Here is a 12,142-nt window from a genome sequence, read left to right as displayed (position 1 = left end):
AGAATGAGGGGGAGGACGGGCCTTGAACACTCTCAGTCCTTCCAGAGCACCTTCCACGGGTGCTTGCGGAGGTCCGTCACCAGCGACCGCAGCTCGTCGTAGAGCGTGCCGTCCTGGAGCACCGCGCCCGCGGTGCCCTCGCCGGCCTCCAGCTTCGCCAGCACCCGGTCCGCGCGGGCCGCGATGCTCTCCAACTGCCCGGAGGCCGCCGTGAGGCGCTCCAGCGCGAGCTTCACCCGCGCGCCGTCCTCTGGCCCCAGCGGGCCCGTCACGGCCGCCAGTCCGTCCAGCGTCGTCCCGGCGGACTTCGTCAGCCCCGGCAAGTCCCGGCGCACCACCGCCGCCGCCGCCGCCGCGTCGTCCAGCAGCCGCGCGCCCTTGCCTCCAGGCTGGAAGGCCTCGCGCGCCAGGCCCGCGAGCTGGCGCAAGTCCTTCGAGGCCGCCGCCAGCTCGGACGCCAGCACCTTTACGTCGCCCCGGTTCTCCGTCAGCAGCTGGTCCAGCGTCCGCGCCAGCCGGGACACGTTCGCCGCGAGGCCGCGGATGGCCTCCGGGTCCTCCTCCAGCATCTGGGACAGCAGGTCCACGAAGCGGGTGAGCTGCTCGGCCAGGACGTCCAGCCGGGGCGCGTCCGTTCCCCGCATGGCCGTGCCCGGGGGCAGCCGCTCCCGCGCCGAGCCCGGGTTCAGCTCCAGATAGGGCTCACCCAGGATGCCCACCGTGGCCACCGTCACGCGCGCGTCCTTGCGCAGCGCGCCCACCGCCTCCGGCGCCACCGCCAGCTCCATCCGCACGGGCAGGGGACGCCCTTGCGCGTCCCGCCGCTCCGGCTGGAGTTCGATGTCCTGCACGCGCCCCACCTGCACGCCGCCCAGCTTCACGGGGGCGCCCTCGACCACGTTCCCCGTGTGGCCGAAGTCCACCGCCAGCCCCGTCTCCGAGCCCAGCTTCAACTCGCCCATCAGCCACAGCAACACCAGCACGCCCATGATGGTGGACAGCACCAGGGCGCCCACCTTCAACTCCAGCCGTCGCTCATCCATCCGTCGCGCCCTCCATGAATGGCGCCGTCAGTCCGCGCAGCTCGGGCGCGGAGGACTCCAGGAAGCCCTGCGGCGTGCCCAGGTAAGCACATTGCTTGTTCGCCACCACCAGCACCCGGTCCGCCAGCGCCTTCAACTGCCGGTAGTCGTGGGACACCACCATCCCCCCCAGGCCCCGCGCCTTCAGCGACGCGAGCACCTCCTCCACCTGGCCCGCCGCCTTCCGGTCCAGGCCCGTCGTCGGCTCGTCGAAGAGGAGATAGCGCGGCTTGAGCACCAACGCCCGGGCAATGGCCGTCCGCTTCTTCGCCCCGGGCCCCAGCTCCGGTGGCAGCCGGTCCGCCCAGTCCAGCAGCCCCACCTGCGCCAGCGCGGCGTCCACGTCGTCCACGGCCGCCGCCGGGTCCGCCAGCCAGACGTTCTGCCGGAGCGTGCGCCAGTCCAATAGCGCCGGGCCCTGCACCAGGTAGGGGGCCTTGCGCCGCAGCGGCACCAGCTCGCGCTCGGGCCGCGAGTCCACGCGCTCTCCCCACAGCGTCACTTCGCCCGCGTCCGGGCGCAGCAGCCCCACCGCCAGCCGGCACAGCACGCTCTTCCCGGTGCCGCTGGCGCCCGCGATGAACGTCAGCTCCTTCGTGGACACGTCCGCCGTGAGCCCCGCGAGCACGGGCCTGCGCCCCTCGTCGAACGCGACGTGCACGTCCCGGAACCGCAGGGCCTCGCTGTCGGGAAGGGGCGTCATGCGCGGGGCTCCCTCACAGGCGCAAGAGCTGGAAGGCCAGCGACACGGCGAGGTCGATGAGCAGGCACCCCAGGCTCGCCGCCACCACGCCGTCGGTGGTGGCCTCGCCCACGGCCTCGGCGCCGCCGCGCGCCTTGAGGCCCGCCACCGCCGCCGCCAGCGGAATGTAGAGCCCGCAGCCCGCGGCCTTCAGGAACGCGGCCAGCAGGTCCCAGCCGTCCACGTAGCGCGGGTCCATGAACGCCCGCCCGTCCACGCCGAAGGCGAGCTGCGCCACCGCCGACGCGGACAGCGTGGCCGCGATGGTGCCCAGGGTGCACAGCAGGGGCACGCCCACCACGCCCGCGATCACCCGCGGCGCGACGAGGTCCGCGTAGGGGTCGCCCGCGGACATCTCCAGGGCCTCCACCTGCTCGTTGACGCTCATGGTGGACAGCTCGGCCGCGTGCGCCGCGCCCGCGCGTGAGGCCGTGAGCAGCGCGGACACCGCCGGGCCCAGCTCGCGGATGAGCAGCTCGAAGTACGCGGGCCCCAGCACCGCCACGTTGCCCACGAAGCGCCGCGCCTGGCTGTTGGCGATGGTGACGAGCACCGCGCCGAAGAAGGCCATTCCGGACATCACCAGCCACACGCTGCGCCCGCCCAGTTCATGGAGCTGCGCCAGGGACTCACGCCAGGGCACGCCGTCCCGGGTGGAGGCCCGCACCGTGCGCGCCAGCATCACCATGGGCGCTCCGAGGAACGTCAGCACGCCGCTCATCCCATCCACCCCGCGAGCACGGACGTGAGGACGAAGTCGAGGACGAAGATGGCCGCGCAGCCGCGCACCACCGCGCTGGCCGCCGCCTGGCCCACGGCATGGGCGCCGCCTCGGGCGGCCAGGCCCACGGTGGTGGACAGCAGGGCGATGGCCAGCCCGAAGATGCCCGTCTTCACCACGCCGCCCAGGAGGTCGAGCGGCCCCAGCAACTGGGAGAACGTGCCGAAGAAGACGCGCACCGGGAGGCCCAGGGCGAGCAGGGCGGCCACGGACTCGAAGAGGATAGCCACCGCGAAGGTGACGCTGCTGAGCGCCAGCATGCTGACCTCCATGGCCACCACGCGAGGCGCGACGAGGATGGCGAAGGGGTCCAGGCCGATGCCGCGCAGCCCCTCAATCTGTCCGCCCACCTGCATCAGCGCCAGCTCCGCCGCGTTCCGCGCGCCCAGCCGCGCCGACATGATGAGGCCCAGCAGCAGCGGGCCGAACTCCCACAGCACGCCGTAGCCCGCCGCCCAGCCGAGGACGGCCCGCGCGCCGAAGCGCTGGACGTAGATGCCCGACTGCAGCACCACGATGATGCCGGCCAGCGCCGCCGTGGCCAGGGCGAGCGGCAGGGAGTCGTAGCCGAACTGCACCAGGGCGCGGCCCAGCTCGCGGCGCTCCAGCTTCGGCAGCGCCAGCACCGTGCGGCCCACGACCAGTCCGAGCGCGCCGGTTCCTCGGAGCACGTCCAGCGCCGTGCGCCCGAGCCTCGTCAGCACTGTCACGCTGGCACCTCGTCCGGTGCATCCTCCAGTTCGGGCGCGGGCGGCCCGTCATGAACCAACCGCCCCCCTCGCAGGTACAGCCAGCGGGGCAGGGGCAGGTCCATTGGCGCCTCCGTGGACACGACCAGCAGCGTGCCGCCCCGGGACACGTCCAGGAGCACCCGGGCCACCTGTCGGGCCGTGCCCGGGTCCAGCCCCGCGAAGGGGTCATCCGCCAGCAGCACCGACGGACGCGCCGCCAGGGCCCGCGCGATCCCCGCGCGCTTCTTCATGCCGCCGGACAGGCGCTCCGGCAGCGTGTCCGCCGCGTCCGCCAGCCCCACCGCGCCGAGGACGTCATGGGCGCGGGCCTGGGCCTCGGCCTCCGGGACGTGGCGGCGGGTGAGGGGCGCCATGACGTTCTGCAGCACCGTCATCGAGTCGAACAGGGCGTCCGTCTGGAACACCATGCCGAACGACGCCTGCTGCTCGCGCCGCTCGGCGGCCGTCAGCCGCGCCGCATTCCGCCCATCCCACAGCACGCAACCCTCCGTGGGCCGCACCAGCCCGGCCAGGGCCTTCACCAGCGTCGTCTTCCCCGCGCCCGAGCGCCCCAGCACCAGCGCCTGCGTCCCGGGCGGCAACGCGCAGCGCACGCCGGACAGGACCTGCCTTGCTCCGTACCGCACCGTGAGGGTGTCCGCGCGCAGGTCCATGGTGTCCGTCCGCCCGCCGCCTCAGGGCCGCCAGCGCACGAGCGCGCCGCTCTGGCCCGCGGCCCACACGTCCGCCGGGCCGGTCCCGCTCAGCGCGTTCATCTGGCTGGACGGAGACGGATTCGTGGCGTGGCTCCAGGCCGTGCCGCCGAAGAAGTGGATGTGGTTCGTTCCGGAGCTCACGGCGTAGAGGGCCTTGCTGCTGAAGGCCACCAGTCCGCGGATGTCCGCGGCGTTCCCGGAGGGCAGGGTGACGGCGGGCTTCACGCTCCACGTCGTGCCCGCGCGCTCCAGGAAGAGGCCGCCGTCACCCCCGGCGTAGACATGGCTGGGTGACAGCACCCGGATGGCGCGGAGGAACCCAGGCACTCCGACGTTGCCCAGAGACTCCTTCTGCCAGGCGCCGCCGTCCTCCGTGGGCCCGCGCCAGACCACGGGGTGGCTGGTGCCTCCCTGCTCCTCGGCCCCCGCGGCGAAGAGCGTCAGCGGGCTGGTCCCGTCAATGGACCGGAGGTTGCCGCCGAGCTCGACGAGCTGCTCGGGCGCGGCCTGCTCGGGAGCGCCCTCTTCGTAGTTCCACCGGAGGATGCGGCCCTGGCTGTCCACCGCGTAGAGCGCCACGCGGTTGCCGTCTTCGAAGCCCACCATCCCGTTGATGCTGATGCTCACCGGGCCCGCCACGTCGACGCAGGGACCGGTGTCGGTGGGGAGCCGGGTGGTGAACGTGCCCGCGCCGGAGCCCAGGAAGACGCGCCCGGCGCTCGTCACCCAGGAGGCGTTCCACTCACCCGGGCAGTCGGCCACGAGGGTGATCGTCTCGCCATCGACGTGGGCAACCCGGCCGTCGCGTCCCGCCAGCCAGCCCTTGTTGCCGGCGTACGCCGCCACCGTGTCCCACGTAATCGAGGCGGGCGTCGCGTTCGTCGTCGTCCAGGCCTCGGTGTCGCAGCCCGTCTGGTCTTCGTCCACCTGCCCGTCACAGTCGTTGTCCAGCCGGTCGCACACCTCGGTGGCCGCGTTCGACACGAAGCGCGAGCTGTCATCGCAGTCCGTGTTGTCCTCCACGGCCCCCTGCGACGGGCTGGCGCACCAGAGCCCCAAGGAGGTCCCCGCCTCACCGTCACCGTCCTCGTCCTGGAACCACTCCCGCGGCGTCTCGCTGCTGACGCAGGCCGTCAGCGCGGTGCTCGCGCACTGCTTGAACCCGGCGCAGTTCTGCTCGGTCTGGCACTGCGTGCCCACGTCGAACGGATCGTTGTCGGTGAACCCATCGCAGTCGTCGTCCTTGCCGTCGCAGACGAGCTCGGCCTGCCTGGGGTGGATGTCGGGGTCCTGGTCGTTGCAGTCACCGGCCTCCAGGACATAGCCCGCGGGAGGCGTGCAGGAGAGGTTGGGCAGGGCGGTCGGGTCGCCGAAGCCATCACCGTCCGCGTCGCGGTAGTAGGTCGCGCCGCCGGGGGCGTCCGCCTCGCCGTTGACGCAGTTGTTGTCCACGCCGTCGCACAGCTCCGTCGCGCCGGGGTGGATGGCCGGGTCGTCGTCGTTGCAATCCGAGCCAGGGAAGGTCCCCTCGCTGGAGACGTAGCCGTCGTCATCCAGGTCCAGGGCGCGCAGGTCCAGCTCCACGGCCGCGGTGCCCACCGTGGGCACCTGCGTGGTGACCTCGTGCCGTGCCACCACGGGCCCGTTGCAGGAGCGCTCATGGGCGGTCGCGGTGAGCCGCAGGTTCCGGCTCCAGCCCTCCCGGCCCAGGATGGCCACCGTCCGCACGTCGCTGCGGGCCGACGGCTCCATCCGGATGTCGGCGGTCTCGGTGCGGCTGGGTTCGTCCACGTCCGTGACGGTCAGCGTGAGACAGCCCGGGCGAAACGTCGCATACGAGACGAGTACGCGGACGGCCCCGGCATTGGGTGGGTCTTCCTGCTTCCGGCAGCCGGCAACGGAGAACACCACCGCGAGAACGCAACCCATCAGGAATAAACGCATCGGCCGAGCATTCCCGGGCGCTTGGCGGCGCCCGCAATCTTTCAACAGTGAGCTACGGAACCCAGGAGAACCCGACGCAACCCATAGACCGTCGCGCGGGCCAGCGTCCAGCCGCCGAATCGTCATAGCCCGTTCTCTCCACCTCCGTTTATATGGCGCGTCGCACCGCCCCCCCGAGGCCAGAGCCTTCCCCGCCCGTTCATGCATAGACCTCGTCACGCCATCACCGTGCCCCTCTGCGCCTGGCTCGCCCTGACAGCGTCCAGTGCGTCGGGACAGCAGCACGCGGCCTCCGACATCGCGGAGGATGCCCCAGCAAGTCCTCCGTCCCAGCCCCCGCCCGCGGAGGCCCAGTCCACGGCAGGCGGTCCGCTGACGCTGGAACAGGCGGTGCAGCTTGCCGCGAAGCGCAACGAGGTGGCCCTGGCCGCCGAGCAGCAGGCCGAGGCCGCACAGGCCCGGCTGGCTCGGGCCCGGGCCTTCTTCTTTCCAGAGCTGACGGGAACGGGCACCTACACCCGGCGTCTGAATGAGGTGACGCGCGAAGTGGGTGGCCAGACGGTGGTCATCCAGCGCAGCAACGCCTTCAACGCCAACTTCGTCGCCTCCATGCCGCTGTTCGACGCGCGCGGCATCTTCCTGTACCGCGCGGCGCGGCGGGAAGGCGACGCGGCGGAATGGGAGGCCGTGGAGGCGCGCCGGCAGATTGGCTTCGAGGCCGCCAACGCCTTCCTCGCCACCCTGGCCCAGGAGCAGGTGTACCGCGCGGCCGAGCAGCGCCTCGCGTTCGCCCGCCAGTCGCTCCAGGACGCGGCGGCCCGCGCCAAGGCGGGGCTGGCCAGCAGCAACGATGCGACGCGCGCGGAGCTGGAGGCGGCCAGCGCCGAGGTGCAGATGGCCAACGCGCGCAACGCCGCGCAGACCTCGCGCCTGGAGCTGGGCTTCCTGCTGGTGTCCTCGGTGAAGGGCGCGCTGGCCTCGCCGGACGCGCTGCTGTCGGATGCCAGCCGGCCGCTTCAGGCGCACGCCTCCCTGGCGGAGGGGGCCCTGGACCGCCGGCCGGACATCCTGGCCGCGCGCCTGCGGGTGGACGCGCTGGAGGAGGGCGCCAAGGAGCCGCTCGCCCGGCTGCTTCCGACGCTGGGCGCGTCCGCGAACTACCGCCTCACGAACGAGGCCGGCCTCGCGGGCCGCACGGGTGACGGCTTCCTGGGCGTCAACCTCATCTGGAACTTCTTCGATGGCGGCGAACGCTACGCCGAGCGCCGGGAGCGTCTGGCCCTGGCGAGGGCGGCGGAGCTCCAGGTCCAGGCGACCACGCGCCGGGTGGACGTGGACATCGAGCGGGCGAGGGTGGCACTGGAGAATGCGCAGGCCGCCCTGGCGCAGAGCGACCTGGCGGTCCGCACGGCGCGGCAGAACGCGGAGGAGCAGGGGATTCTCTACCGTCAGGGCCTGTCCACGGCGCTGACGGTGGCGGACGCGTCGCTGCGGCAGTTCGAGGCGGAGGTGGCGTATGCCCAGAGCCGCTTCGCGCTGGGCGTGGCGCTGCTGGGGCTGCGGGCGGCCGTTGGACTCGACCCATTGGGGAAGGAACCGTGAAGGCAATGCGACGCGCAGGAACGTTGGGCCTGGCCGTGGCCGTGCTGGCCCTGGGGGCTGGCTGCAAGAAGGACGCGCAGGGCGCCAAGGGCGGAGCCGCGCCGGCGGGTGGCGGCCGAGCCTCCATCCAGTTCCCCGTCGAGGTGGCTCCGGTGGAGTCGCGGGACGTAGAGTACGTGGTGGACGCGGTGGGCTCCGTGGACGCCTTCGAGCGGGTGCAGATCACCGCCCGCGTGCCGGGCGCCGTGGAGCGGGTGCTCTTCGCGGAAGGGCAGTCGGTGAAGAAGGGCGAGGTGCTCGCGGAGATAGAGCCCGCCCGCTACGCCATCGCCGTGCGCTCCGCGGAGGCCTCGCTGGCGCGGGCCCGCGCCACGCTGGTGGAGGCGGAGGCCGGTGCGAAGCGCCGCACCGCGGTGAACGAGGCCAGCCCCGGCCTGCTGCCCGCCGAGCAGTTGGAGACCTTCGAGGCCCGCGCGCGCACGGCGGCGGCGGACGTGGCGGCGGCGAAGGCGCTGGTGGACCAGGCGCAGCTCAACCAGCGGGACGCCTACGTGCGCGCCCCCATGGAGGGCGTGCTCCAGACGCGCACGGTGCAGACGGGCCAGTACGTGCAGCCCGGCGTCGTGCTGGCCACGCTGCTGCGGCGCGAGCCGTTGCTGCTGCGCTTCACCGTCCCGGCGGCGGACGTGTCCCGCATCCAGCCCGGCATGACGGCGCGCTTCTCCGTCAGCTCCGCGGGGGGTGGGTCCTTCACGGCGAAGATTACACACGTGGCCGCCGCCGCGGACGACGCCAGCCGCATGGTGCCGGTGACGGCGGAGATCTCCGGCGAGGCCGCCGAGCGGCTGCGGCCGGGCGCCTTCGCCACGGTGGTGGTGCCGGTGGACACGCGCGGCGGCAGCCCGGTGATTCCGCAGACGGCGGTGCGCGCCAGCGAGCGCGGCTTCCTGGCCTACGTGGTGGAGGGCAACAAGGCCCGCGAGCGCGTGCTGGAGCTGGGCATGCGCACCGCGGATGGCCGCGTGGAGGTCCGCGACGGCGTGAAGCCCGGTGAGCAGCTGGTGGTTCGCGGCGGCGAGGCCCTGCGCGACGGGGCCGCCGTCCGCGTGGCGGAAGCGCCCAAGCCCAAGGTCACCGGTGAGCCCGCCCTGCGGCCCGAGGCCGCCAGCGGCGGTGGAGGCACCCGGCCATGAACATCACCGAGGCTTGCATCAAGAAGCCCGTCCTGGCGTGGATGATCATGGCGGCCACCATCGTCTTCGGACTGGTGGCCGCGCAGCGTATCGGCATCAGCCAGTTCCCGGACGTCGACTTCCCCACCATCAACATCTCCGTCACCTGGGAAGGCGCCAACCCGGAGGCGGTGGAGAGCGACGTCCTCGAGTTCATCGAGGAGGCGGTGACGCAGGTGGAGGGCGTCACGGCCATCAACTCCACCGCGCGCCAGGGCGGCGGCAACATCACCGTCGAGCTGGACCTGTCGCGCAACGTGGACCTGGCGCTCCAGGACGTCCAGACGAAGGTGAGCCAGGTGCAGCGCCGGCTGCCGCTGGACATTGATCCGCCCATCATCTCCAAGTCCAACCCGGAGGACCAACCCATCCTCTGGGTCGGCGTGTCGGGGCCCTTCAGCCAGCAGGTGGTGAGTGACTTCGCCCGCTACCGCGTGAAGGAGAAGCTCCAGACGATTCCGGGCGTGGGCGAGGTGCAGCTCGGCGGCATGCTGGAGCGCAACGTCCGCATCTGGGTGGACGCGCAGAAGCTGGACGCGCTGGGGCTGACCGTCATGGACGTGACGGCCGCGCTCCAGCGGGAGCACGTGGAGCTGCCCGCGGGCCGCATCGAGACGCAGGGCCGCGAGGTCAACGTCCGAGTCATGGGCGAGGCGCTGGACCTGGAGACCCTGCGGCGCATCATCGTCCGCGAGCAGGACGGCTTCCCCGTCTACCTGAAGGACGTGGCGCTGGTGGAGGACGGCTTCGAGGACGTGCGCCGCATGGCGCGCATCAACGGCGAGCCGGCGCAGGGCGTGGGCATCAAGAAGCAGCGCGGCGCCAACGCCGTGGCGGTGGCGCAGGGCATCCGGGCCGAGCTGGCCAAGATGCAGAAGGACCTGCCGGAGGGGATGCAGCTGGGCGTCAACTTCGACTCGACGCAGTTCATCGAGGAGAGCGTCCACGAAATCGAGTTCGAGCTGATGCTCGCGTGCCTCCTCACCGCCTTCGTGTGCTGGGTGTTCCTGGGCTCGCTGTCCAGCACGATGAACGTGGTGCTGGCCATCCCCATGTCGCTGCTGGGGACGGTGGCGGTCATCTACTTCCTGGGCTTCACGCTCAACACCTTCACGCTGCTGGGCCTGGCGCTGGCGGTGGGCATCGTCGTGGACGACGCCATCATGGTGCTGGAGAACATCTACCGGCACTCCGAAGAGGGGAAGGACCGGGTGCGCGCCGCGCGCGAGGGCACCGCGGAGATCACCTTCGCCGCGCTGGCGGCGACGCTGGCGGTGATCGCCATCTTCCTGCCCGTCGTCTTCATGAGCGGCGTCATCGGCAAGTACTTCCTCCAGTTCGGCGTGACGCTGTGCGTGGCGGTGCTGCTCTCCTACGTGGAGGCCATCACCCTGGCCCCCGCGCGCTGCGCGCAGCTGCTCAAGACGTCGCGCGAGGGCCGCAGCACGGTGGGCGTGTGGGTGGACCGGGCCTTCGAGAAGCTGGAGCGCGTCTACGCGCGCACGCTGGCCTGGGGCCTGAAGCGGCCGTGGTGGGTGCTGGGCGTGGCGGTGGCGCTGACGGCCGCCAGTGGCTTCGTCTTCCGCGCGCTGCCAGGTGAGTTCGTGCCGTCCCAGGACCAGAGCCGTTTGCTGGTGCGCATGCAGACGGCGGTGGGCAGCAACATCGAAGAGACGAACCGGCTGTTCCTGCGGGCGGAGGAGTTCGCCAGCAGTCGGCCCGAGGTGACGCGCGTGTTCTCCGTCGTCGGCGGCTTCGGCAGCGGCGCGGTCAACACCGGCATCATGTTCGTCAGCTTGAAGCCGCCCGACGAGCGCATGTCGCAGTCGGACTTCCAGCAGATCCTCCGCAAGGAGTTCAACAGCTACCCGGGCCTGCGCGCGGTGGTGCAGGACCAGTCCCAGAGCGGCTTCACGGCGCAGCGCGGCTTCCCGGTGGAGTTCAGCGTGCGCGGCTCGGACTGGGAGCAGCTGGTGGAGGCCAGCCAGCAGATGCGGGAGCAGCTCCAGGCCAGCGGCAAGGTGGTGGACGTGGACACGGACTACCAGCTGGGCATGCCGGAGCTGCGCATCACCCCGGACCGGGGCCGCGCGGCGGACCTGGGGGTGCCCATCCAGTCGGTGGCCACCACCATCAACGCGCTGGTGGGCGGCGTGCGCGTGGGCAAGTACAGCACCGGCGGCCGGCGCATCGACGTGCGCATGCGGCTGATGAAGGACCAACGCGCCAGGCCGGAGGACCTGTCCACGCTGAAGCTCCGGACGGCCAGCGGCGCGCTGGTGCCGCTGTCCTTGCTGGTGTCGCAGGAGGAGCGGCCCGCGCTGCAGGCCATCACCCGGAGAGATCGCGAGCGCGCCATCAGCGTCTACGCGAACGTGGCGCCCAGCTCGAACCAGGAAGAGGCGCTGGCGACGGTGGAGCGGCTGGCGAAGGAGCTGCCCGGTGGCGTGCGGGTGGTGGCCGGTGGCGCCAGCGTGGCCTTCCGCGACTCGATGAGCAGCCTGTTCTTCGCGCTCATCCTCGGGATTGGCGTGGCCTACATGGTGCTGGGCGCGCAGTTCAATTCGTTCCTGCACCCGGTGACGGTGCTCACGATTCTGCCGCTGTCGGTGGCGGGCGCGGCCTTCGCCCTGTTCGCCACGGGCACCACGCTGAACATCTTCAGCATGATTGGCCTGCTGCTGCTCATGGGCATCGTGAAGAAGAACTCCATCATCCTGGTGGACTACGCGCTGCAAGAGCGTGAGCGGGGCGCGGACGCGATGCAGGCCATGCTGCGCGCGGGACCGGTGCGGCTGCGGCCCATCCTCATGACGTCCACCGCGACCATGATGGCGGCGGTGCCGGCGGCGCTGGCGCTGGGCGCGGGCTCGGAGACGCGCGCGCCCATGTCCATCGCCGTGCTGGGTGGACTGTCCGTGTCCACGGTGCTCAGCCTGCTGGTGGTGCCCGCCTTCTACGTGGTGGCGGACCGCATCAAGACGCGGCTGGGCGAGCGGTTCGGCAAGAAGGACGATGAGACCCAAGCGCCGCCGCAGCATCCCGGGCATGGCGATGCGCCGCGTCCGGCGGCGCACGGGTAGGCGGCACGTCGCGTCGTCCTCGCAGTGAAGGCCATCGCGCGCGTCTTCGTGACGCCGCGGTGGCCTTTCCTTTGTGGCGCGAAGCCGCAATGGATTCTTCGTTGAAGCGTTGGTGGATGGCCATGGTCCATTGTTCGTTTCGCGGTCGCAGCGCCTCCTTCGTCAACCGTCTGGGCGCAGGGGGCCTGGGGGTTGTGCTCCTGATGGGAGGCTGTGCCTCCTTCCCATC

The 12,142-nt window shown here is 71.9% G+C and carries 9 protein-coding genes; 3 read left to right on the top strand and 6 right to left on the bottom strand.

Annotation, left to right across the window (positions count from 1 at the left end; genetic code table 11):
- Nucleotides 1–32: 32 nt before the first annotated feature.
- The 6 genes from KGD87_RS08780 to KGD87_RS08755 are packed head-to-tail and all read right to left on the bottom strand — an operon-like array spanning nucleotide 33 to nucleotide 5,981.
- Nucleotides 33–1,043 (bottom strand): MlaD family protein, encoded by a 1,011-nt coding sequence (locus KGD87_RS08780; RefSeq protein ID WP_284667014.1) that lies wholly within the window; start codon nucleotides 1,041–1,043, stop codon nucleotides 33–35.
- The gene (locus tag KGD87_RS08775) at nucleotides 1,036–1,785 is read right to left on the bottom strand and encodes an ABC transporter ATP-binding protein (protein WP_284667013.1); all 750 of its coding nucleotides are present in this window, start codon (nucleotides 1,783–1,785) and stop codon (nucleotides 1,036–1,038) included. The genes KGD87_RS08780 and KGD87_RS08775 overlap by 8 nt, the downstream gene beginning before the upstream one ends.
- A gap of 13 nt (nucleotides 1,786–1,798) precedes the next feature.
- On the bottom strand, nucleotides 1,799–2,545 hold the full coding sequence (locus KGD87_RS08770; RefSeq protein WP_284667012.1) for an MlaE family ABC transporter permease: 747 nt from the start codon (nucleotides 2,543–2,545) through the stop codon (nucleotides 1,799–1,801).
- Nucleotides 2,542–3,315 (bottom strand): MlaE family ABC transporter permease, encoded by a 774-nt coding sequence (locus KGD87_RS08765; RefSeq protein WP_284667011.1) that lies wholly within the window; start codon nucleotides 3,313–3,315, stop codon nucleotides 2,542–2,544. Before KGD87_RS08765 ends, KGD87_RS08770 begins: the two co-directional genes overlap by 4 nt.
- Nucleotides 3,312–4,010, bottom strand: a complete 699-nt coding sequence (locus tag KGD87_RS08760; protein ID WP_284667010.1) for an ABC transporter ATP-binding protein — start codon at nucleotides 4,008–4,010, stop codon at nucleotides 3,312–3,314. The genes KGD87_RS08765 and KGD87_RS08760 overlap by 4 nt, the downstream gene beginning before the upstream one ends.
- A gap of 21 nt (nucleotides 4,011–4,031) precedes the next feature.
- Nucleotides 4,032–5,981, bottom strand: coding sequence for a putative metal-binding motif-containing protein (locus tag KGD87_RS08755; RefSeq protein ID WP_284667009.1), 1,950 nt, complete (start codon nucleotides 5,979–5,981; stop codon nucleotides 4,032–4,034).
- Nucleotides 5,982–6,197: 216 nt separating this feature from the next.
- Between KGD87_RS08755 and KGD87_RS08750 the strand changes: the two genes are divergently transcribed.
- From KGD87_RS08750 to KGD87_RS08740, 3 genes are read left to right on the top strand one after another with little or no spacing between them, the layout of a single operon-like run.
- Nucleotides 6,198–7,598 carry a TolC family protein gene (locus KGD87_RS08750; protein WP_284667008.1) on the top strand — a complete coding sequence of 467 codons (1,401 nt, stop codon included), beginning with the start codon at nucleotides 6,198–6,200 and terminating at the stop codon, nucleotides 7,596–7,598.
- Nucleotides 7,599–7,603: 5 nt separating this feature from the next.
- Nucleotides 7,604–8,791, top strand: coding sequence for an efflux RND transporter periplasmic adaptor subunit (locus KGD87_RS08745; RefSeq protein WP_284667007.1), 1,188 nt, complete (start codon nucleotides 7,604–7,606; stop codon nucleotides 8,789–8,791).
- Nucleotides 8,788–11,913: an efflux RND transporter permease subunit gene (locus KGD87_RS08740; RefSeq protein ID WP_284667006.1), complete on the top strand. Its 3,126-nt coding sequence runs from the start codon at nucleotides 8,788–8,790 to the stop codon at nucleotides 11,911–11,913. Before KGD87_RS08745 ends, KGD87_RS08740 begins: the two co-directional genes overlap by 4 nt.
- The last annotated feature ends 229 nt before the right edge of the window (nucleotides 11,914–12,142 follow it).

The organism is Myxococcus sp. SDU36, from assembly GCF_030168875.1.
Classification (GTDB): domain Bacteria; phylum Myxococcota; class Myxococcia; order Myxococcales; family Myxococcaceae; genus Myxococcus; species Myxococcus vastator.
Note: the sequence above shows the minus strand (reverse complement) of the source record. Positions and strands in the feature narration are given on the sequence as shown.

What these genes read in the sequence shown, in the direction of transcription:
- KGD87_RS08780 (WP_284667014.1), bottom strand. Translation starts at nt 1,043, where the DNA reads ATGGATGAGCGACGGCTGGAGTTGAAGGTGGGCGCCCTGGTGCTGTCC.
- KGD87_RS08775 (WP_284667013.1), bottom strand. Translation starts at nt 1,785, where the DNA reads ATGACGCCCCTTCCCGACAGCGAGGCCCTGCGGTTCCGGGACGTGCAC.
- KGD87_RS08770 (WP_284667012.1), bottom strand. Translation starts at nt 2,545, where the DNA reads ATGAGCGGCGTGCTGACGTTCCTCGGAGCGCCCATGGTGATGCTGGCG.
- KGD87_RS08760 (WP_284667010.1), bottom strand. Translation starts at nt 4,010, where the DNA reads ATGGACCTGCGCGCGGACACCCTCACGGTGCGGTACGGAGCAAGGCAG.
- KGD87_RS08755 (WP_284667009.1), bottom strand. Translation starts at nt 5,981, where the DNA reads ATGGGTTGCGTTCTCGCGGTGGTGTTCTCCGTTGCCGGCTGCCGGAAG.
- KGD87_RS08750 (WP_284667008.1), top strand. Translation starts at nt 6,198, where the DNA reads ATGCATAGACCTCGTCACGCCATCACCGTGCCCCTCTGCGCCTGGCTC.
- KGD87_RS08745 (WP_284667007.1), top strand. Translation starts at nt 7,604, where the DNA reads ATGCGACGCGCAGGAACGTTGGGCCTGGCCGTGGCCGTGCTGGCCCTG.
- KGD87_RS08740 (WP_284667006.1), top strand. Translation starts at nt 8,788, where the DNA reads ATGAACATCACCGAGGCTTGCATCAAGAAGCCCGTCCTGGCGTGGATG.